We start from the raw sequence: 22,544 nt of genomic DNA, 5'->3' as shown, positions 1-22,544 counted from the left end.
CTTTATTGGATTCTTTGATGAAGGCTGTTAGCTGAACAAACAGCGATCGATTACTTTGCCTTTTTAACAGCGATTTTGAATTCATCGCCTTCATTTTCGAGGTAGGCAATTTCGTGGCCCATTTTATTTACCCACTCAGGGATATCGACTGCTGACCCTTTATCAGTGGACAGTACTTCTACAACATCTCCGACTTGTGCTGTCTTGATTCCTTTTACCAATTCCATTAAAGGTCCTGGGCAATATGCTCCTCTGGCATCGATTGATTTAGTTACTTGTACTTCACTCATGATTTTTCCTCCTATATAGTGATGTTTTGTGTTAAAATTAGAAAAGATTTTTTATTTTTGCATGAAGGGGAAAAGGATGAAAGGCCTGCACGCCATATCACTTTTTCCTGCTTCAGCAGCCTACATTGTAATAACTGTTGCACCTTGAGTCATACCAAGGAATTTAGTAACCCCGATTACACCATCAAACACATCAATCATGTCTTCTTCTTGCCAATCCATGATATCCATCGCTAATGCGCAACCGTAAATATTAAGCTCTCCCATATCCTTGCCTTCCTGTAAAAGTGAATCGAACAATGGGATTTTCTTTGCCAGCATTTCCTTGCCAATAGTTCCAGTAATGAAATCAGTCGTTTCAAAGCTGTCTTTGCGGAAAGATTTCAATGCGTTCATTGTCACGAATACATTGACTGTCATTCCTGACATTGATGCAACTGAGCCTACAAGTGCTCCTGCATGCAGCTTTTCTAGATCTTCCGATAATAAGATGACCGCTAAAGATGGGGCTTGTTGTTCCATGATTTTTTCCTCCTAATAATTTCGAATGAATTTTCTTTACACCTAAATTATACCCATACCCCTACCTCTATGTCTGTTTCTTTTATGTGAACGTTCTTAGTCTAAAAAGTGACAAAACAACGCGTTCACAGAATTAACTATTGATTCTTGAAAATTGTTTTTGGATTAAATTCCCAAACCAAAATATTTAATTGGACAGACACAATCCAGCCCTTTAAGACATAGGAATTTATTATAGGCGAAAGCCTAAAAAAGCGGGGGTGGAAACATGTCGGGCATACTAACAGCACTCGGCTACTTAGTTAAAGAAGTGATCCTTCTTGTTTCGTATGTTAAAAACAATGCATTTCCTCAACCGTTATCTGCAGCTGATGAGCGGAAGTACTTAAGGTTGATGGCAAATGGTGACCCACACGCAAGAAATATGCTGATTGAACATAACCTGAGACTTGTCGCACATATCGTGAAAAAGTTTGAAAACACTGGCGAGGATTCGGAGGATTTGATTTCTATCGGGACAATCGGCCTGATCAAGGCAATCGAAAGCTATTCGGAAGGCAAAGGAACCAAACTGGCAACATATGCTGCTCGCTGCATTGAGAACGAGATTCTAATGCATTTGCGGGCATTGAAGAAGACTAAAAAGGATGTTTCATTGCATGACCCTATCGGCCAGGACAAAGAAGGAAATGAAATTTCACTGATCGATGTCCTGAAGTCTGAATCAGAAGATGTCATTGATACCATCCAGCTCAATATGGAGCTGGAAAAAGTGAAGGAATATATCAATGTCCTCGATGAACGTGAAAAAGAGGTCATTGTTGGCCGCTTTGGCCTTGATTTAAAGAAGGAGAAAACGCAGCGGGAAATTGCCAAAGAGCTTGGCATCTCGAGAAGTTATGTATCCCGGATCGAGAAGAGGGCATTGATGAAAATGTTCCATGAGTTTTATCGGGCGGAGAAGGAAAAGAAGAAGAATAAGGGACAATAACAAAGATTTGGACATTTGCTTAACGGGTTCTGATACCTTTCTCAAACATCCAAAATGCACTTTAAAATGACCATCAATTTGCATGTTAAGTTGATGGTCTTTTTTTATTGATATAACGTTAAAATTATATTAATAGGCTCTTGATGATTACGGTCATAAGAATTTACCACCCGTGCCATCTTTTTTACCACTCAATGACAGAAAATTTACCACCAAATGCCAAGCTCTTTACCATACACATTTCAATAGAATACCCCTGCCTATTTGACCAGTGGCAGGGGTATTCCATTAATTTTGAAAGCTTTATTTTAACGAGGATAACTTTTGTCTTAGTATTTTGTTTTCCTTCTCTAGCTGTATAATTCTATCCTTAATCTCTTTGTTCTCCTGAATGAGCCTACTTATCTTTGTTTCATCATTTATTCCAATCTCGTATGAGCTGCCTTTCCAAAGTATTTCGAGGAAATCATAAACATCATCAAGACCGATTCTGTAAACTCTATTTTCATGCTTCGCTTTTATTTTCCCCTCTATAGCCCATTTCTTTACTTCATGAAACTGACATTCTATTCCGCAAGATTGTAAGATTTCGGTGGCTTCCCGAACCGTTAATAACTCCCTCATCCTACACCTCTATACCCAATCCATGACGTTCCCGCATGGAAATATCCCCATCCAAAAGTAGTTGGTAAGAGTCATGAACAATGCGATCCAAAATTGCTTCTGCCATCGTTCCGTTACCCAATTTGATATGCCAACCGCTCGGATCAATTTGGGAACAATATATGGTGGAAGCAGTTTTGTGCCGGGCTTCTGTAATCTCCAACAGGATATTTGCTTCATCTTTTGAAAGATCCGAAAGTAACCACTCGTCAAGAATGAGTACATCTGTTTTTGTGTATTTTTTTATTAGCTTTCGATAGCTGCCGTCGGCAGCCAATTTAGCCAGAGACAGTTCATCCAGTAATTCTGGGAGCCGGACATACTTCACTTTATACTGCTGACGGCAAGCGGAAACACCCAATGCACACGCCATGTAGGTTTTTCCGGAGCCAGTGGGACCTTTTAAAATGATGTTATGATGATCTTGATATAAAAGTACCGCTTTACCAATTTCAAAATGAGTTCCTTCTTAAGTCTTCGATCCTCATGGTATTCAATATCCTCAATGCAGGCTTTTGAGTCTGAAAATGTGGCGTTTTTAATTAAACGATTTAGATGATTGCTTTTCCGACGCGAATATTCCAGGTCGACAAGCAAGGAAAAACGATCTTCAAAACTCATAGATTGGTATTCTCTGTTTAAGGATTGTTCTCTAAATGCTTCGGCCATACCTCCTAAATTCATTTCTTGTAGTTTGGATAACATATGCTCATTTAACATTACTCTTTTCCTCCATAATAAGAAGCCCCACGTGTGAAGCCAAAATTGGTCTCGCTTACCTCTGTATTTTTATTTATTTCTTGTTCAGCGTCTTTTTTCTTGTTGCTTTTCAATATTGTCTGGATGCTTTTGACCGTCGGTCTTCCTGTCATGGATAACACCATTTTACATGCCAGTTCTATCTCATATTTGGTGTAACGCTGCTCCATTTTCTTTAAAGAAAAGATAGATTGCAGTGCCTGTCTTTCAGACTGATAGGAGTCTAAAAGGTATTGAACGACAATAGTAGTGGAGGAGCCAATGCTGCTGGCCCACTCAATCGCTACTTCGGGCGTGTGCTCTACATATAACTTATGATTATCGGGCATATGCTCCGGAAGGGTTGATGGCTGACCGAATCTCCCATATAATCGTTTGTGTGAAGTTAGCCACATGTGCTTAAAATAGACTACAACCATATCATCGGTAAGCTTCACATCCACATCCTGATTAATATATTCGTATGGCACGGAGTAAAACATACTGTCTACAGATATGTGGTAATCAGGCTTTACTTTCGCCGTTCTCCATTCAGATATTTTGTAAGGCGTGGCTGGGAGAGGGGAAAGCGCAAATTTCTCCTCTTCCTCAAAAGCAGAAAAACGGCATCCTTCTTTTCTGGTAAAAGGACGCTGGTTATATTCCTCAAGTTTCTTACGTAATTCCACATTTAATTCTTCGATGCTAAAACAATGCGTATTCCTCAGTGCTGCTATAATCCATGTTGAAATCGTACCAACAGAGCCTTCAACACTCGCTTTATCTTTAGGGCTGCGCACACGTGCTGGCATAATGATTGTATTGTAATGATTGGCCATTTCCTTGTACGTAGGATTCAACACAAGTTCCCTAGAAGTGTGCTTCGTTACACCGGTTTTCAGATTATCCGAAACCAGTATCTGAGTTACGCCGCCAAAATATTCATACGCATGTATATGTGCGTTAATCCAGGAATGCCGATCCATTGAAAGCGTTGCTTCCGCATAGGAAAACTGACTGCACGGTAATGTAGCGACAAATACATACGCCTTCACTTTTTCCCCAGTATCTCTATCAATAATGAAAAGTGTGGACCCAGCCCAATCAACCTCCATTATTTCGCCTGGTTTTCTTCGAATACGCATTGTCGCCTTGTACTTTTGAGCATAATTACTGTAATACCGTACAAAACTCCGATAGGAGTAAGGAATCGTGTTATTCGCACGGCTACGTGCTTCGTATTCATGATGCAAAAGAGACAGAGTAACATTCGGTTTAGCTAACTCTTTGTGAATGTACTCAAAATCAAGAGGCTGTCTGCCGGAGCCTTCCATGGTCTTTTCAGGAAAAAGAAAATCCTCAATCCATCTATCGTCCATTTCCTCCTCTAGCGGGCATTCCAATCCTTTCTTTCCAGCCAATTCAATGATTTCAGTTACTTTCTGCCGAGAGTGACCAGTACTGGCGGCAATGCCCCTTAGACTAATTCCCTCGTCATATAATTCCAATATCTTACGATAATGGATCATAAAAAAACCTCCCATATAAAGTGTCATATCTGTAGATATGCTCACTAATTATACGGAAGGTTTTAGGTGGTAATTAAGTTGTCGATTAGTGGTAAATTTCTTGTCACTCTCTGGTAAAAACAATGGCAGAGGTGGTACATTTGGGTGGCTGTAATCACTTGAAGCTGTACATCAAAATGTATGGTCACAAGATTTCTGTTATTGCAAATTGGACAGCACAATGCTTTGTTTTTTATTTACAAAAGCCACGTTTTTCTTTGGCCGCTGCTCTTGTTTATTCATTATTGATTCTTGTGTAGGTATGAGGATAAATAGGCGGAGAATTTCCGGCTAATATATAAAAGAAAGCTTTAGAAGCAGAAATAAGCAGAGATATTCCGGTTAACTACTCTAAAATACGACAAAACCAAAGGTTTGGATCAAATAAGCGGAAAAACTCCTCTTATTTTCAAGAAAAAAAGAGTATTTCCCAATTTAAACGGATTTTTTCCGTTTATTTTTTAAACACAGTGAAATCAATATTTAATTGTTACAGAGCTTTGGCCTTAAAATGCATTATACATTAGGGTTATCGGCTCTTTTTAATGTTCTTACAAAACAAAAAGCCCTGCGTTTTGCCGGACAAAAGGAAAATAAATATGAAGACATTTTTAAATGTATTTTTATGAAATCTTACAGGCATCTGAACCCGTTAAAATTTGCTCCAGGTTTTCGTTTTTTCAAAAGTACGTTTCAGAAGAACAACAAAGGCATCAATCACAATTGATTGATACCTTTTCACACCCTATTCCACACTCACTTCTGCAGCAACTACCAAACCGACAGCGCCACAGATCACCAATCCCATGACAATCAAGAACATGCCCTTCACCCCTTTAGCATCCACCGATATTTACATCAAATTTATCATATAATTATGGTGCTAAAAGTATGTGGATGTGAACATTTAGTTAACGATTGGATTTCTTTTTCTTGAAAATGAGAGTTAACAGCAATACATGTAGTGACATACAAATTCCCTCCCGACTCCGTCGTTAGGTGGTGTCCTTCTCCACCCATAAGCTAGCCAGTCTTCTTTGAATTAAATAAATCATTTTCTTTCCACCTTTCTAAAGTTTTTTTCAAATGAATTAAAACGGGCGCAGCATTGTTTGACGGGTTTTGTTATCTTCAACCATTTTTTCTACCATTTCGTTATGGCGTATTTCTTCCAAAGACACTGGGCGTTTGTTGATTGTAATTGTTAAAAACAAGATATTTAGGGTCATTATCGGTTCACCTCCTTTTTAATTCCACCCCAAAAAGCCGCAGGGATTCCTCCCCTGCGGCAAAATGGGCATAAAAAAGCCACAGGGGCACGATTCTCCCTGCAGCCATGGATGTATTAGTTTAAGAAAACAACTTAAATAATCCAGTCCGATCCGGTCGAATGCGTAATAAGATATGAAGTTTGTGCGTTATTCCAGTATCCAATCATGATCATTTCACTCGACCTCCTTTTGAATTACTTAATTACATTGGTAAGTATATCCACTTTAATGTGTTTTGTAAACCCTTTTTGGTCGTTTTTCCCAAAAAAGTATTCGTCATAAATCAACAAAAAAAACGCCCTGCACGGACGTTTATTTCTTCATCAGCAATTCCTGACCTTCTTCTGTTTCTACCAGCTGGTTGCGGTATTTTTTAGCGATTGAGAAAAATGATACTGAACCAGCAAGGAAACCAACAGAGGCACCTGTTGCAATATATATATCTGTCATCACTTTCGTTTCAGATGGAATGATTATACCAAGGTAAAAAAAAGCTCCTACAGCAAGAAGTACAGTTGCAAATTGTTTAAAATCAACCATTTTATCATAGAGTTGTTTAGCGTCCAAATTAATCACCTTCACTTTCAGACTTAACCACAACCCTACTTTAACATTTTTTAAACACTTTTTTGGTAAGTAAATACTGGAAAATAAGTGCCTTTTATTGAAAAGACCTTCAGGCATTTGCCTAGGTTTTCACCTCCGTTTCGGCCGAACATGGCCCTACTTCGGACATTTGCCTATGCTTCCACCGCTGTTTTGTCCGAACATGTTGCTACTTCAGACATTTGCCGCGGCTTTCACCTCTGTTTTGGCTGAACATGGCCCTACTTCGGACATTTGCCTATGCTTCCACTTCTGTTTTGTCCGAACCTACCCCTACTTCGGACATTTGCCGCGGCTTTTACCGCTGTTTTGTCTGAACATGGCCCTACTTCAGACATTTGCCGCGCCTTTCACCTCTGTTTTGTCTGAACATGGCCCTACTTCGGACATTTGCCTATGCTTCCACTGCTGTTTTGTCCGAACCTACCCCTACTTCAGACATTTGCCTATGCTTCCACCGCTGTTTTGTCCGAACCTACCCCTACTTCGGACATTTGCCTAAGCTTCCACTGCTGTTTTGTCCGAACCTACCCCTACTTCAGACATTTGCCGCGGCTTTCACCTCTGTTTTGTCTGAACATGGGCCTACTTCGGACATTTGCCTATGCTTCCACCGCTGTTTTGTCCGAACCTACCCCTACTTCGGACATTTGCCGCGGCTTTCACCTCTGTTTTGTCTGAACATTGCCCTACTTTAGACATTAGCCTAGGCTTCCACCGCTGTTTTGTCCGGACATGGTGCTACTTCTGACATTTGCGGAGTTTCCAAGCTCTGTTTTGTCTGAAGCTGCCTCTACTTAAGACATTTGCAGCAATCTCCCCACTTATTTGTCTGAACCAGCGACTACTTAGAAAAAAAGCGTGAAATCCCCCAGATGTGATTTCACGCTAAAATAATTTTATGATTTATAACACTCAATCTTATCGTAAACTGGAAAGCTATTTTAAGTAAAATTAATCCAGGTTCCAGTTCTTGATCATCTCATTTACGATCTCAAAGGAGTTCTGTGAAGCGAGTTTCGTGAATTCCAGGAAGTTAACATCAGCGGATCCATCTGCCTGATCAGACATTGACCTTATGATAACGAATGGAATGTTGTTCATGCTGCATACTTGTCCAACGGCTGCCCCTTCCATTTCTGTACAATAACCATTAAGCTCCTCATGAAGGAATTTCACTTTATCACGATCGGCGATGAATTGGTCACCAGATAAAATGCGTCCACTGACGATTTTCTTGTCATCTACAATTTCTTTGCTCGCTGTAATCGCCAAATCCACCAATCTCTCATCCGCTTTGAATACAGACACTTCTGTATAAGGGATTATCCCTAGCTCGAAACCTAATGCACGAACGTCCATATCATGCTGTACACAATCAGTTGAAACAACAATATCCCCTATTTTCAAGTCCGGATTAACAGCACCGGCAACACCTGTAAATACTATATTTGACGCAGTGAATTCATCAATTAATATTTGAGTACATACGCTCGCGTTAACTTTCCCGACTCCTGACTTGCAAAGTACAACGTCATATCCGTTGAAAGTGCCGACATAAAAAGTGATGCCTGCTTTCTTTTTTTCATCATAGCCTTTCATTGCGTCAAGGATATGCTGAATCTCTTCATCCATTGCGCCTATAATACCAATTCTGCTCATTCATCTGACCTCCACTGACCTTATTGAAAATTTGTTTTCCATGGATCAAGCCTTAAAGACATTTTTTCATATGCAAAAAATCACGAAAGAAGTTTTGACATTCTGTTAGCTTCATAAAGTACTTTTTCTTCATCAATTGTTTTGAACTGTCCATTATCTAGTATTTGTTTTCCCTTGACATAGACATCCTTGACATCCCGTCCGGATCCGGAATAAACAAGATGGGATACTGGATTATGCTTAGGGTAAAAGAATGACTGATTGGCATTCACGACAATAAAGTCTGCATCTTTGCCAACTTCCAGCGATCCAATCCTTTTCTCGAGCCAAAGTGATTCTGCTCCTTGGATGGTCGCCATCCTTAAGGCTTGCTGGGCAGTTATTACAGTTGCATCACTGGCTGCTCCTTTATGGATTGTCGCTGCTGCTTTCAGTTCTTCAAACAAATCCAGGTTATTGTTTGAAGCGACGCTATCTGTACCAAGGCTGACTGTGACTTCTTTTTCGAGCATTTTGCCAACCGGAGCAATTCCGCTGCCTAATTTGAGATTACTGATCACATTATGGGAAACCTTCACATCTTTTTTTGCAAGGATTTCAATATCCTCATCGCTAACATGGACAGCATGTGCCACCAACGATGGACGGTCAAAGAATCCAAGTTTGTCCAGGTGCACTACTGGTGTTACACCAAAGTCCTCGATATTCTTTTCTACTTCAAATCTCGTTTCAGACATATGGGTATGCAGTGGTACGTTCAGTTCGGCAGATTTATCAATGATTTGAGAGATATACTCAGGTGAGCATGTATAAGGAGAATGAGGTGACAGCATAGTCGTAATACGGCCACCAGCGCCAGTGTTCCAGCTTTTCGCAAAGTCCGCTGCTTCCTTAAGCTTGCTCTGTCGAAGCTCATCTGAACCAAAACCAATCACACCGCGGCACAGCACTCCACGTACTCCTGCTTCATCAACCGCCTTTGCGATTTCTTCCATATTGTCATACATATCAACAAAAGTCGTGGTACCTGTACGGATCATTTCAAGGATAGATAGCTTCGCGCCCCATTTTGCATGCTCAGCTGTGTATTTTGCTTCAAGCGGCCAGATTTTTTCTTCCAGCCATGTTTGCAAATGCAAATCATCCGCATATCCTCTCAGCAAAGACATTGGTGTGTGTCCATGCGTATTGACAAGTCCTGGCAGGAGAATATTTCCTTTCAAATCTATTTTTTCATCATAAGAAGCAAAATCTTCAGGAGTTGCTCCCACATAAACAATTTTTTCATCTTCAATGCCTATAGCGCCATTTTCGATCACTTCATTATTCGAATTACTCGTAACGACGGTGACGTTATATAATAACTTTCTTGCCATGATTAATCTCTCCTATGTAAAAACACTTGTGCATATTTGTACTAACTAGAATTCGGTGTAAAACGTTGAAATATGCCTATCGTTTTAATTTATCAAAAAATGTTTTATATTTATAGAGAATTTGCTATTTTTATTTGTAAAGCTTGTTAGAGACTATTTTAACAAAATTGAAAAAAGGGAGCTAAATGAATGAATTTCCAATTTGATTTAATTGAAGATAAGATTGAATTTTTTGATGCAATCGATTTGAAAGCCCTGGAACAAAAAATCAATAAGCAAATCGAAATCAATAAAGCAATCATGCTGTCTGTCCATCACGTGTCCCACCAGATGCATTTAGACGATAAAGGCAGACTGTTCTATTCAGCTGTCGTCCACTTCAAAGCAAAAAAATAAAGGGGCCGCTGCTTTCAAGCCCCCTTTAAAATTTTTTATGGGTTTTTATCATTTTTGATCAATTCTTCCACCTTCAGCGGCTTCCAGCCCTGGCCGTCCACCCATTGAATCGATACCCTGTACGTCTGGTCACTTCCCTTTTCAGAGATGGTTCCTACGGCGGTATTAGGCGCACCGCCATTTCCATTAAACCATACCGTCATATTATTCTTATCAATGCCGGTAGCATAGGAATAGGCAAGAATCATTTCCTGCCAATCAACCGCATTTTGGTCGAACACAGTCGTATGTTCTCCAGATTGGGTTGTGCCAACCGGCTTCCATTCAGGATTTTCAATCGTCTGCTTGACATTGGCATCACTTCCGCCTTCTGTCACTATTGGATCAGCCAATTCCTCATTCTCTTCCGACTCCTCTTCAGACTCTGATTCATCAGCTGCATTTTTATCGGAATCCTGGCTATCGTCTTTTTTGTCAGTATCCTTGCTGTCCTCTTTTTTATCAGGGGAAGCTGCGGCCTGATCTTTCTCAGCCGCAACATCGTTTTGGTCGGCTGCCCCTTCATCATTGCTGAAAAAAATGTTAAAAGAGACAATTCCGATCAACAAAATAACGACAACAATCAAGCTATTTAAAATAAGGTTCGTTTTTCTGCGCTTGGATCTTAATCGTGAACGTGTCCCCTCATTTAGGTTATCCTCATCGTGCTTCAAGATCTTTCCCTCCCTTATAAGGCTGTCAACATTCTACCATGACTTGGGTTAAACTTGAAGGATTTTATATTCTTCTCTTGCTGTTTCAATTGTGTTTAGGACCTTCATCCGGGGTTCCATGGTTAAATCCATAGACCTCTTTTACTATATCCGCAAAAAGAGGATTCACCCCGCCTTCATTCTCGATCACTCCAAGGTTGACAGTCACAAGCGCATACTTTGGATTTTCATAGGGAAAATATCCAGCAAACCATTTATTATGCAATTGCTTGCCTTCTTTGTATATCCCGGTTTCGGCTGTCCCGGATTTTCCCGCAACACCATATGGCAAATCCCTGAACCATCTTCCCGTTCCTTCTTCGTTCAACACAACCTCACGTAAAAGCTTTTGGAGCTTCATAGCTGTAAATGGTGAAATTTTTTCCCCTTCCAGCTCCCGTTTTGAGAACTCAGTCATTTTAGCACCATTTTGGTACTGAATGGAGAAAACAGCCCTGACCATGTCTTTTTCTCCTCCTCTGGCGATTGTAGCCATCATGTTCGCCACAGCGAGAGGAGACACCCTCACTTCATGCTGACCAATCCCTGACAAAGCGGCAAAATTCCGATCCTTCTTCGCTTCATCTGATAAAAACACCCGTCCCTTTTCTTCATCCTGCAGCTGTTCGAAATCTTCTAGATGGAAAATGTCACCCTTCCATCCGGCACCGCCAGTGATGGACAGCATCTCCGCGTATTTTTCGAGTATATTTGGGTCCTTCTCCTGCAGTTCCCGAGCCACCTCCCCAAAAGTCCTGTTGCAGCTCACTGCAAAGCTATCTGAGAAATTAAGCATTCCATGGTCATATTTCAAATCAGGATCCCCGTTGATCTTCTTACTGCAATCAAACTTCCTGGCTGGATCATCGAGTCCATGATCGATTGCTGCCGCTGCAACAACCGTTTTAAAGACAGAACCAGGTATATGCTGCTTGACCATCATATTTTCTGTTCCTACGCCATTATAAGGGTTCACACGATTAATGTCTGGTCTTGAAACCATTGCCAATATGCTGTTCGTTTCAATATCCAGCAGCACGACGCCCCCTCTGCTGATGTTATAATCGTCAACTTTTTTCTCAAGGAGTACCTGCAAATCTTTGTCTATCGATGTCTGCAGGTTGATTGGATAAAATGGATTTGCTGGGTCTATGTATTTTACATTGATCCCGAATAGCGGCGCACCCGCTCCGTCGACATGATAAACCAACTTTGATTTCCCTTCGGCAACCAGAAATTCATCAAAGCTTTTTTCCAGCCCTGAGATACCAATCAAGGTTCTTGGCAGCAAATCTTTCTCCCCATACCTTGATTTCAGAAGCGATTCATTCTCACCAATAATCCCCAGAAGCTGGGCAGCTGGCACTTTCTCTAATGGATACTTTCGCTCAACTGCAAATACCCCTGGAATTTCCATCTTGTTAATAATATCCATTTGGCTTTTAGACAAGATCATCGGATCAGGATCACCAAAGGCGAAAGGTTCCTTGGACCTTTCTACTGCATTTTTCAAAGCGTATCCAGAGACACCGATAGTCCTTGCGACCTTGTCAGCTTCCCAGTCCATTTTCTTTAAAAATGGAAACAGAACAAGCACCGACGATGTTTCATAGGATAAAGGGGCTCCTGACCTGTCAAGGAAATTCCCCCTGCCATTGTCAACGACCATTTCTTGTGATCTTTGCTTAACACTTGCTTCTATTAAATTGATTTCATGCTTGGAAAAGGACTCTGTATCAAATAGCTGCAGCTGTGCCAGACGGAACACCAGCAGACCAAAGGCAGCTATACAAATGGAGATCCACGCTACCATTCTTTTTTTACGCATAAAAAAACACCTCGTCAAAAGTGTTGACGAGGTGCTGATATTTCAAACATAAGGTACTTACTTAATTGTGGTAATGCGGACGTTCATTTCGCCGCCAGGAGTCTGGACAGTCACTTCATCTCCAACCTTCTTGCCCATCAAGCTTTTAGCAATTGGAGAATCGTTTGAAATTTTACCATCAAACGGGTCTGCTTCAGCACTTCCTACGATTGTATACGATTCCTCATCCCCATCAGGAAGCTCGACAAAAGTCACTGTGCGGCCAAGGCTGACTGCATCTGTGCTAACTTCATCTTCCTGGATGATCTTTGCATTGCGAATCATATTTTCAAGAGTCGTGATACGGCCTTCAACAAAGGCTTGCTCTTCTTTGGCTGAATCATACTCAGAGTTCTCTGATAGGTCACCAAAGCTGCGCGCGATCTTGATTCTCTCAACAACTTCTTTACGTTTTACCGTTTTTAACTGTTCCAATTCATGTTCCAGCTTTTCTTTTCCAGCCTGTGTCATAGGAAAAACTTTTTCTGTAGCCAAAATACTTCACTCCTTCTAGTCTTCACAATTCCCCAAAAAATAGATTGTGTACTATTATATTATGTATCCTGAAAAATATACAGGAGCGCGTCCTTCACCAGGGCGCGCATTTTAAATAGAGCCATTTCAGGCCATTTATTTCTCTCTGGACAAAAGGAAGCACTTTATTCAAGTACTTCCATGTCCACATTATCTATGCTATTGTGTCACAAAAATGATTTTTGTTCAAGAATTGTTTGAATTTTTGTTACCATCAGGTCAATCGCCACGTGATTGTGGCCTCCCTCAGGGATGATGACATCCGCATAACGCTTTGTTGGCTCGATGAACTGGTTATGCATCGGCCTGACAACATTCACGTATTGTTCGATGACAGAGTCCATTGAACGTCCACGCTCTTTTATGTCACGCAGCAGCCTGCGGATGATCCGTAAATCAGCATCTGTATCGACATAAAGTTTGATATCCATCAAGTTGCGCAGTCTCTCATCTTCAAGAATCAGGATGCCTTCAAGAATGATCACGTCTTTTGGTTCAACATGGACAACTTCGCTTGACCTTGTATGGATCGCATAATCATAAACAGGCTTATTAATCTCCTCGTGGCGAAGCAGCGTTTTGATATGATCTATCAAAAGGTCATTATCAAATGCCAGTGGGTGGTCATAGTTTGTCTTTAAACGCTCTTCCATTGGAAGATGACTTTGGTCTTTATAGTAGTAGTCTTGTTCAATCATCAGGATTGATTGGCTCTTAAAGCTATCGAAAATTGCTTTCGTTACACTTGTCTTTCCTGAGCCGGATCCGCCGGCTACACCAATTACAACAGGTTTGCGGGCCATTTATTTACTTCTCCTTCCGCATCATGTTATTTGGGTAAACAGGCTTGTCCATCTTGAACTTGACGACTTGTAAAGGATGGCGGGCTACATCCAGCTCATTGCCATCTTCATCCCAAATCTTCTCAACGACATGAGTGAAGTTCTCGATTTCTGGTCCAAAGAATTCAACCTCGTCGCCTGGCTTGAAGTAATTTCTTTGCTGAAGTGTTACCATTTGCGTCTCAGCATCGTAATCAAGCACAAGGCCGGCAAAATCGAAAGTTGTCTTTTTGCTATGGTTTCCAAACATTTGCTCTTTATACCCAGGAACTCCCTCAAAGAAGGCAGTTGCTGTTTCACGATTCGCACATTTGTCCAATTCCTCAAGCCATTCCTGCTTGATGACGAAGTTTTCAGGGTCTGCACAATACGCATCAATCACTTTTCGGTAGACGCTGACTACAGTCGCAATATAGTGGATAGACTTCATTCGTCCTTCAATTTTCAGACTATCAATTCCCAATTCGATCATACGAGGAATCGATTCGATAAGTTTAAGATCCTTTGGGCTCATCGCAAATGGAGAGTCCCCTTCAGCAAAAAGGGCGTTTTCTTCATTTCCTTCAAGTGTGTACAAGTCATAATCCCAGCGGCAAGACTGGCAGCAGCCGCCGCGGTTCGAATCGCGTGCTGTCATATGATTGCTCAATGTACAGCGGCCTGAGTATGCGATACACATAGCTCCATGTATGAAGGTTTCGATCTCGATATCTACTTTTTCCTTCATTTCCTTAATTTCATCCGCACTTGTTTCACGAGCAAGAACGACACGCTCGAGACCTTCTTCCTTCCAGAACTGGACAGCTTTCCAGTTTGATAGGGATTGCTGTGTGCTTAAATGTACCTCGATCTCCGGAGCTACCCTGCGGCAAGTTTCAATGATCAGAGGATCAGCGACGATGATACCGTGCACGCCAGCTCCTTTCAATCCTAAGAGATAGTCTTCAAGACCCTCAATATTTTCATTATGTGCAAAAATGTTTGTTGTGACATAGATTTTCGCACCATACTTCTTGGCGAACTCCACGCCTTCCTTCATCTCTTCAAATGTAAAATTATCAGCGTTTGAGCGCAAACCATATTCCTGCCCGCCGATGAAGACGGCATCTGCACCATATTGTACGGCAATCTTAAGTTTTTCAAGATTACCGGCTGGAGCAAGCAGTTCTGGTTTTTTCACAATTACACGCTTCCCGTCAACAATTTGCGAGATATTATCTGCTACTGCTGCCATTACGCAACCTCCTCATAGTTCATACTGTTAATAAACCGTCTCTTTGAAAAAGAATCCTGTATCAAGTGGGCGGTTATGCGGCTGCAGTTCTTCCGCTGCTTCAAGCAAGCCGTCTTTATCTTCGTCGTATTGGTCTGGATCTTCAACAGCCAAGTCAATCGCTTTGCGATAAAGCTTAGTAACTTCCAGGATATATTCAGGGCTCTTCAGAATGCCGTCAATTTTAAAAGAATCGATTCCAGCTTCCACAAGCTCCGTTAGTTCGTCAATTATGCAAATATCATTAGGACTCATGATATGTGTGCCATTTTCATCTTCGAAAATTGGGTATTTATTTTCTCGCTCTTTATCATGAAGAAACATATTGCGTTCTTGTTTGCGGTTTTCAACTTCAAGCGCCTTGCCTTGATATTCAAAGTAATGACCGAGCAATGGGCGTTTCGACTGGAACATGTTCATCATTCCGTGAACCTGTACCTCGACTTCAACCTCGGCATTTTCCTTGATCTCAACGATCGCGTCCATATTTATTTCTCTTGCAAGAACGGCACGTTTTGCACCCTTCCTGCCCCAATAGTTGCAAGTATACCAGTTCGTTCCTGTAATTTCCGTGCTCCAATGAAGCTTCATCTCAGGGGCATATTCCTTTGCGGCCATCAATAAAGCAGGGTCGCCGAATGTAACTCCATCCGCATTCACATCTTTTAAGAAAGTAAGGTAATCACCAAGCAAGTCCACTTTTTCATTGTGGAACAACGCGTTCATTGCGACGTACACTTTCTTGCCTTTTGAATGAGCCAGTTCGATTGCCTGTTTTACGTCTTCACGGTTAAACTCTCCAGCGAGACGCAAGCCGAATTTCTGTTCACCAATCAAGAAGGCATCCGCGCCTGCCTCAGCCAGTGGAATAATATCCTCAACACTCTTTGGTGTTACCAATAATTCAGGTTTATTCATTCCGTTCACCTCTTCTTACTAACCGCTATGCCATCGCCAATCGGAAGGATGACTGTATCATACTCCTGATTAGCTGTGAGCCAGCGGTTGAATTCGTCTATTTTTTTAACCAGGCTGCGAAGTCTTCTGCTATCCGCTTCCTGATTATATACAAGCCCTTTAAAAAGGACATTATCCGTAATGATCATTCCTGCTGGTTTTAAATACCTGGGAGTACATTTCGAAAAAGCGCTTATATTGGCCTTTTGCCGCATCAATGAAAATGGCGTCAAACGGACCATGTCTGGCAACTTCTTCTTCCAGTTCAAGCGCGTCTCCACAGATTTGGACAATCCGTTCCTGCATGTCTGCCCTCTGAATATAATCAAGGGCGAGATTAAAACGTTCCTCATCACGTTCCAAAGTGACAATTTTTGTTTGAGGATTGGCGTACGCCATCCTTAACGCGGAATAGCCAATTGCAGTTCCTACTTCCAGAATCGCTTCTGGCTGCTGGATTCTCAAAAGCTGAAGCAACGTTTCAATACCTGATGGCTCCATGATCGGGACTCCATTTTGGTCTGCATATTCCTCCATCTCAGTAAGGAGGCCATTCCTGGGCTGTATTAAAGAATCTATATAATTTTGCAGCTCTTGACTAAGCAAGCTGCTTCACCTCTATTCAAAGGCTATCTCTCAGCCAGAGTAGGTATATGAATGACTGTCAGAGCATGAAAAAAATAGCGTTCACAGGTTAAGAGGGGACACCGCCAGGCAATGTTGCCCTACAGGTTCAAACGCTGAAAGCCGCAACTCCTACTTCTGCAATACACGCTATCAAATACATAAAAGCTCCAATAAAGAGCCTTCGCTAGACAGTAAAATGCTATTTTGACCTAGAAAAAACACTTGTATTATTTTATCACAATAAGAAGGGAAATGCTAATCTTTCTGCATTTCCCTTTAAATTACTGTTATTTTTTGTTTGTGATATGTTCGTTCACTTTGCGATTATGTTCTGCAAGTGTTTTAGAGAAGAGCACATCTCCAGTAGACGTTGCAAGGAAATACATATCATCCGTGTCCGCAGGTGCCAGAGCGGCTTCAATCGACATTATGCCTGGATTGGCAATCGGGACTGGCGGCAAACCTTGGATTTTATAGGTATTATAAGGGTCATCGATTTCAAGGTCCTTGTAGAAAACCCGATCTTTATGTTCTCCATGCGCATATAGTACAGTCGGGTCTGTTTGCAACATCATTCCGTCTTCAAGGCGATTATAGAAGACACTAGCGATTTTATCGCGGTCAACTTTTTTCGTCGCTTCTTCTTCAATGAGTGATGCCATCGTCATCAATTCATGAGTCGTCATTTCTTTTTCTTCCATCTGACCGCTGAATTCACCGAGTACTTCCTTGGTCTTAGTCAGCATGACCGTAACGATTTCCTCAACCGTTGGCTTTTCAGAATAGAAAGGATAAGTTGCCGGGAACAAATAGCCTTCTAGCGGATATTTCACATTTTCTTTTAAAATGTCTTCCGTCAGGACGTCAGGATATCTTCCCATCATTTTCGTGATGAACTCTTTATCATTCAGCTGTTTGAAAATTTCATCTTCGTTTTGCTGTGTCTTTTCGGCAATGATTCCAGCAATCTGCTTTAATTGCTTGCCCTCGGGAATTGTTATTTTCATGACAACCTCTTGCATGACCTTACCGGTTTTCAGGCTTGTGATGATTTCAGGAAGCGTCATGGAAGGTTTCATTTTATAATCTCCAGCCATAAAACCCGCTTCGTTCTTAAATTTCACATAATATTTAAAGACTCTAGCATCCCTGATAATCCCTTGATCTTCGAGAATCTGTCCGATTCCAGTTGTTGATGATCCTATCGGGATATTGACATCGACTGTTTTCTTGCTGTTTTCATCCACCGGCTTCAGGGCTTCTTTAATATAGTAATAGCCGCCCCCGCCAATCGCCCCAATAAGCAGAATTGCCATGATTGAGGTGATGAAGACAATCTTTCTCACGATTCTCGCTTCCTTTTGCTGCTCGACTAACTTCTCGGCGATCAGCTTCTTTTTATCGGTTTTTATATTTTTTTCGTCAGACATAAGTTCCCCCTCCAGATAACAATGACAATGCTAACTTCACTGGATACTCTCTTTTATCACATCTCGACCCATTATACTATATTTTCTATTTCTGTTTGCAAATAATTACGAAAAAATACTCACAACGACAAATAAACTAATAATTCGACAACATTACTAGTTGTGTAAGCGGGCGACACATGCAGCAGTGGAGAGGTCCTGCCTATCGGACACTTCTTGCGCATTCTGACTTCTGTTTGTCCGATAGAGCCCTTCTATCGAACACTTCTCACTCATTCTGACTTCTGTTTGTCCGATAGTCTGATAAGTCAGTAAAAAAAATAAGGACCGGGCTTCAAGCGCCCGATCCTTATAGTCTATTTTTTTATTCTTCGTCCTGCTCAGCAAGGAAAGTTTCTAGCATTTCCTCGATCATGTCCCATTCTGCGTCAGTTTCGATTGGCATCAATTCGCCATCTTCGTTATCTTCTGATGGGGTGAATGCTGATGCGTGGATTTCGATGTCTTCCTCATCATTATCCTCTGCACCTACTGGATAGTAGAGCACATATGACTTTCCGAACTCTTCGGAGTCAAATGTGAAAAGTACTTCGCATAGTTGTTCGTTGCCGTTTTCGTCTACTACTGTAATGTTGTTTTCGCCGTGATCCATGTGTAGTCACCTCAATTTAGTTTTGGCTGTTTAGATAGCCTTGTAGAATCATCATTGCTGCCATTTTATCAATGACCTTTTTGCGCTTTTTTCGGCTTACGTCTGCCTCGAGCAAAACCCGCTCGGCAGCCACTGTCGTCAAACGCTCGTCCCAGAGGATGACAGGCACGCCGAACCTTTCCTCCAATTCACGGGCAAAGAATTGGCTGGCCTCTCCGCGCGGGCCAATACTGCCGTTCATGTTTTTAGGCAGCCCGACGACAACTTTGCCGACTTCGTACTCTTTTATTATTTTACCTAATTCATCGAAACCAAACACATTTTCTTCTTCATTGATTTTCAATGTTTCAAGTCCCTGAGCAGTCCATCCCAGTTCATCGCTCAGCGCAATGCCGACTGTTTTTGAGCCGACATCCAGTCCCATCGTACGCATTTATTTCCCCTCTCGGTGGTTCCTTAAATAGGATTTAACCAGTTCCTCAATGATTTCATCCCGTTCCAGCTTGCGGATGATATTGCGGGCATCCCGATGGCGGGGAATATAGGCCGGGTCGCCAGAGAGCAGATATCCGACGATCTGGTTGATCGGGTTATATCCCTTTTCCTGTAAGGCTTCATATACCTGAAGCAGTACTTCATTGGCGTCATGCTCAAAAGGCTCTTCGGGAAAATTAAATCTCATCGTCTTGTCAAACGAGCTCATCGAATGCACCTCACTTTTTTAAAAATAGCAGGTAAAATATTCTTCAAGATACCTTCATTCTACACTACTTTAGCTGTATATCAAATTGATTTTACCCATTCTTCGGCAAATTGAAGCGCATTGTCGAGTTTTGATGGGTCCTTCCCGCCAGCCTGGGCCCATATCCGGACGGCCTCCGCCGCCTCCGCCGCAAATTGCCGCTGCTTCCTTGATCAATTTTCCAGCCTGGTACCCTTGCTTAATCAGATCATCTGTCACTGCAGCAATCAGATTCACTTTGCTGCCGTCGGTCATGCCAAGGAGGATGACAGCTGAACCTAACTTTTGCTTCAAGTCATCAGCCATATTGCGCAGGCTGTTCATATCCGCTGCCTGAACGCGTGCTGCAAGCAGCTGGACACCATTCACTTCTTTGACCTTGGAAGTAAGGCTTCCTGCTTCAATATTACCCAATTTTGCTGATAGAGATTCATTTTCACGCTGAAGCTGCTTCATTTCAACAAGCATTGTTTCGATTCTGTTTGCAACTTCTTTTGGAGATGTCTTTAATTTTGCGGCTGCTTCTTTCAGGATGCTGATTTGATCATTAAGCACTTTGTAAGCTGCTTCGCCAGTTACTGCTTCAATCCTTCTTGTGCCAGCTCCAATACCGCCCTCAGACACAATCTTGAACAATCCAATCACAGATGTATTAGGAACATGGCAGCCGCCACAAAGCTCAAGGCTGTAGTCGCCAACTTTTACAACACGGACGATATCTCCGTATTTTTCACCGAATAATGCCATCGCGCCCATTTCTTTCGCTTCAGCAATCGGTTTGAAGCTAGTCTCTACCTGGATGCTTCTCCAGATTTTTTCGTTGACGATTGCTTCTACTTGCTCAAGCTCTTCAGCAGTCACCTGACCAAAATGAGAGAAGTCAAAACGCAATCTTTCAGGCTCGACCAGTGATCCTGCCTGATTTACGTGACCTCCCAGTACATCCTTCAATGCCTGGTGGAGCAAGTGTGTTGCAGTATGGTTCTTGATGATGCTCGTACGGTTTTCCTGGTCAACTTTAGCTGTCACTTCAAGGTCCTGAGTTACGGTCCCCTCTTCTACAACTGCATGGTGAAGGTTTTGTCCGTTTGGAGCTTTCTTTACATCCTTGACAGATAGCTTAACGCCATTCGCTTCCACTGTTCCCTTGTCAGCGATCTGGCCGCCACTTTCTGCATAGAAAGGTGTAGTATCAAGGATGAAATGAATCTCATCACCTGCTTTCGCTTCCTCAACAAGCTCGCCTTTCTTGACTAATGCAACAATCTTGCTGTTTGTTCCAAAATTGTCATAACCGACGAATTCGCTGCTTTCTTTGATGTCACCAAGAATGCCACCTTGCACCTGCATGGAACCTACATCCTGTCGTGCTGCACGAGCTCTTTCACGCTGTAGCTCCATTTCTTTTTCAAAGCCTTCATGATCGACCTTCAAGCCTTCTTCTTCAGCATACTCTTCTGTTAATTCGACAGGGAATCCGTATGTGTCATAAAGGCGGAATACATCCTCGCCCTGCACCATACCGCTGCCTTTTTCCTTTTCTTTCTTGATCAGTTCAGAAAGAATGGCAAGGCCTTCGTTCAGTGTTTCATGGAAGCGGTCTTCTTCGTTCTTAATGACCTTCTGGATAAATTCTGTCTTTTCTTTTACCTCTGGATAAAAGTCATGCATGATTTCACCGACAACCGGCACCAGCTCGTACATAAACGGACGATTGATGTTCAGCTTCTTCGCATAACGGACCGCGCGTCGCAACAATCTGCGAAGTACATAGCCGCGGCCTTCATTTGATGGGAGGGCCCCGTCACCGACAGCAAAAGCAACAGTACGAATGTGGTCTGCGATCACCTTGAACGCTTCGTCCTTCTCCTTGGACTGTCCGTACTTTTCATTGGAGATTTCTTCAGTTGCATTGATGATTGGCATGAACAAATCTGTTTCAAAGTTTGTTGGAACGTCCTGGACAACAGAAGCCATACGTTCAAGACCCATGCCTGTATCAATATTTTTCTTTGGCAGTGGAGTATACGTTCCATCAGGATTATGGTTGAACTCTGAAAACACCAAGTTCCAAACCTCTAAATAACGGTCATTTTCGCCGCCAGGGTACAATTCTGGATCGTCAGGGTCATTGCCGTATTCAGGGCCTCTGTCATAAAAGATTTCCGTGTTCGGACCACTAGGGCCTTCACCGATATCCCAGAAGTTCCCTTCCAAGCGGATGATCCGATCTTCAGGCACACCGACTTTTTCTTTCCAGATCTGGAAAGCTTCATCGTCCTCAGGGTGAATTGTCACGGACAGTTTTTCAGGATCAAAGCCGATCCATTTTTCATCCGTAAGGAATTCCCATGCGAATTCAATTGCTTCCACCTTGAAATAATCACCAATCGAGAAGTTCCCGAGCATTTCAAAAAAAAGTATGGTGGCGCGCTGTCTTGCCGACATTTTCAATATCGTTCGTACGGATTGATTTCTGCGCGTTTGTGATCCGCGGATTTGCCGGGATCACACGGCCGTCAAAATACTTTTTAAGTGTTGCAACACCGCTGTTAATCCATAGAAGGGAAGGGTCATCATGCGGGACAAGCGGCGCACTCGGTTCGATTGCGTGACCTTTTTCCTTAAAATAATCAAGATACATTTTTCTTATTTCAGCACCTGTCAGTTTTTTCATAAAACCAACCTCCTAAATCCAAGTGAAATGTAAGCTTTCAGGGATTTTAGGCAACAAAAAAAAGCCCTCATCCCTGGACAGGGACGAGAGCTTGCTCGCGGTACCACC

20 protein-coding genes, 3 pseudogenes and 1 other annotated feature (1 of these 24 only partly in view) are annotated in these 22,544 nt (G+C 42.1%); of the genes and pseudogenes, 2 read left to right on the top strand and 21 right to left on the bottom strand.

What is annotated here, in order from left to right; translation table 11 throughout:
• Nucleotides 1-50: 50 nt before the first annotated feature.
• Together LC048_RS04825 and LC048_RS04820 are read right to left on the bottom strand one after the other, a co-directional pair.
• Entirely contained in the window at nt 51-290 is a 240-nt protein-coding gene (locus LC048_RS04825; protein WP_226606969.1) for a sulfurtransferase TusA family protein, read from the bottom strand.
• Between the two features lie 120 nt (nt 291-410).
• Nucleotides 411-812, bottom strand: coding sequence for a DsrE/DsrF/DrsH-like family protein (locus tag LC048_RS04820; RefSeq protein WP_041965171.1), 402 nt, complete (start codon nt 810-812; stop codon nt 411-413).
• 268 nt (nt 813-1,080) lie between these two features.
• Between LC048_RS04820 and sigK the strand changes: the two genes are divergently transcribed.
• Nucleotides 1,081-1,803, top strand: coding sequence for an RNA polymerase sporulation sigma factor SigK (sigK, locus tag LC048_RS04815; protein ID WP_226606967.1), 723 nt, complete (start codon nt 1,081-1,083; stop codon nt 1,801-1,803).
• A gap of 303 nt (nt 1,804-2,106) precedes the next feature.
• Here sigK and LC048_RS04810 read toward each other — a convergent pair whose 3' ends face one another.
• The 7 genes and pseudogenes from LC048_RS04810 to LC048_RS04780 form a co-directional block, all read right to left on the bottom strand.
• Entirely contained in the window at nt 2,107-2,427 is a 321-nt protein-coding gene (locus tag LC048_RS04810; protein ID WP_226607958.1) for a hypothetical protein, read from the bottom strand.
• A 1-nt stretch (nt 2,428) separates the two neighbouring features.
• Nucleotides 2,429-3,186 (bottom strand): annotated as a pseudogene (gene istB / locus LC048_RS04805) (IS21-like element helper ATPase IstB).
• The gene (gene istA / locus LC048_RS04800) at nt 3,186-4,733 is read right to left on the bottom strand and encodes an IS21 family transposase (protein ID WP_226607962.1); all 1,548 of its coding nucleotides are present in this window, start codon (nt 4,731-4,733) and stop codon (nt 3,186-3,188) included. The pseudogene istB and the gene istA overlap by 1 nt, the downstream one beginning before the upstream one ends.
• A gap of 1,130 nt (nt 4,734-5,863) precedes the next feature.
• A complete protein-coding gene (locus tag LC048_RS04795) occupies nt 5,864-6,001 on the bottom strand; it encodes a YrzI family small protein (protein WP_226604258.1) in 138 nt (45 codons plus the stop codon).
• A 354-nt stretch (nt 6,002-6,355) separates the two neighbouring features.
• On the bottom strand, nt 6,356-6,619 hold the full coding sequence (locus LC048_RS04790; RefSeq protein ID WP_371932042.1) for a YrhC family protein: 264 nt from the start codon (nt 6,617-6,619) through the stop codon (nt 6,356-6,358).
• Nucleotides 6,620-7,603: 984 nt separating this feature from the next.
• Nucleotides 7,604-8,311 (bottom strand): 5'-methylthioadenosine/adenosylhomocysteine nucleosidase, encoded by a 708-nt coding sequence (locus tag LC048_RS04785; RefSeq protein ID WP_226604256.1) that lies wholly within the window; start codon nt 8,309-8,311, stop codon nt 7,604-7,606.
• A gap of 80 nt (nt 8,312-8,391) precedes the next feature.
• Nucleotides 8,392-9,687, bottom strand: coding sequence for an amidohydrolase family protein (locus tag LC048_RS04780; RefSeq protein ID WP_226604254.1), 1,296 nt, complete (start codon nt 9,685-9,687; stop codon nt 8,392-8,394).
• Between the two features lie 189 nt (nt 9,688-9,876).
• On the opposite strand from LC048_RS04780, the gene LC048_RS04775 reads away from it, so the two are divergent.
• Entirely contained in the window at nt 9,877-10,083 is a 207-nt protein-coding gene (locus LC048_RS04775; RefSeq protein WP_226604242.1) for a YrzA family protein, read from the top strand.
• Between the two features lie 35 nt (nt 10,084-10,118).
• Here LC048_RS04775 and LC048_RS04770 read toward each other — a convergent pair whose 3' ends face one another.
• The 12 genes and pseudogenes from LC048_RS04770 to alaS form a co-directional block, all read right to left on the bottom strand.
• On the bottom strand, nt 10,119-10,796 hold the full coding sequence (locus LC048_RS04770) for a YrrS family protein (RefSeq protein WP_226604240.1): 678 nt from the start codon (nt 10,794-10,796) through the stop codon (nt 10,119-10,121).
• Nucleotides 10,797-10,881: 85 nt separating this feature from the next.
• On the bottom strand, nt 10,882-12,663 hold the full coding sequence (locus tag LC048_RS04765; protein WP_226604229.1) for a peptidoglycan D,D-transpeptidase FtsI family protein: 1,782 nt from the start codon (nt 12,661-12,663) through the stop codon (nt 10,882-10,884).
• 57 nt (nt 12,664-12,720) lie between these two features.
• On the bottom strand, nt 12,721-13,197 hold the full coding sequence (gene greA / locus LC048_RS04760) for a transcription elongation factor GreA (RefSeq protein ID WP_226604226.1): 477 nt from the start codon (nt 13,195-13,197) through the stop codon (nt 12,721-12,723).
• Between the two features lie 206 nt (nt 13,198-13,403).
• On the bottom strand, nt 13,404-14,039 hold the full coding sequence (gene udk / locus LC048_RS04755; RefSeq protein ID WP_226604224.1) for a uridine kinase: 636 nt from the start codon (nt 14,037-14,039) through the stop codon (nt 13,404-13,406).
• Between the two features lie 4 nt (nt 14,040-14,043).
• Nucleotides 14,044-15,312, bottom strand: coding sequence for a peptidase U32 family protein (locus tag LC048_RS04750; protein ID WP_226604222.1), 1,269 nt, complete (start codon nt 15,310-15,312; stop codon nt 14,044-14,046).
• Nucleotides 15,313-15,339: 27 nt separating this feature from the next.
• Nucleotides 15,340-16,269, bottom strand: coding sequence for a peptidase U32 family protein (locus LC048_RS04745; RefSeq protein WP_226604219.1), 930 nt, complete (start codon nt 16,267-16,269; stop codon nt 15,340-15,342).
• Between the two features lie 5 nt (nt 16,270-16,274).
• Nucleotides 16,275-16,914: pseudogene (locus LC048_RS04740) on the bottom strand (O-methyltransferase).
• A gap of 308 nt (nt 16,915-17,222) precedes the next feature.
• Entirely contained in the window at nt 17,223-18,365 is a 1,143-nt protein-coding gene (mltG, locus tag LC048_RS04735; RefSeq protein WP_306049572.1) for an endolytic transglycosylase MltG, read from the bottom strand.
• A gap of 364 nt (nt 18,366-18,729) precedes the next feature.
• The gene (locus LC048_RS04730; RefSeq protein WP_226604212.1) at nt 18,730-19,017 is read right to left on the bottom strand and encodes a DUF1292 domain-containing protein; all 288 of its coding nucleotides are present in this window, start codon (nt 19,015-19,017) and stop codon (nt 18,730-18,732) included.
• A 16-nt stretch (nt 19,018-19,033) separates the two neighbouring features.
• On the bottom strand, nt 19,034-19,450 hold the full coding sequence (ruvX, locus tag LC048_RS04725) for a Holliday junction resolvase RuvX (RefSeq protein WP_226604209.1): 417 nt from the start codon (nt 19,448-19,450) through the stop codon (nt 19,034-19,036).
• Entirely contained in the window at nt 19,451-19,720 is a 270-nt protein-coding gene (locus tag LC048_RS04720) for an IreB family regulatory phosphoprotein (protein ID WP_023627198.1), read from the bottom strand.
• Nucleotides 19,721-19,800: 80 nt separating this feature from the next.
• Nucleotides 19,801-22,436 (bottom strand): annotated as a pseudogene (gene alaS / locus LC048_RS04715) (alanine--tRNA ligase).
• 76 nt (nt 22,437-22,512) lie between these two features.
• Nucleotides 22,513-22,544 (bottom strand) — a binding site (T-box leader) (it continues 180 nt past the right edge of the window).

The organism is Mesobacillus subterraneus (assembly GCF_020524355.2).
Taxonomy (GTDB): domain Bacteria; phylum Bacillota; class Bacilli; order Bacillales; family Cytobacillaceae; genus Mesobacillus; species Mesobacillus subterraneus_C.
This window is presented reverse-complemented; position numbering and strand designations above follow the sequence as displayed.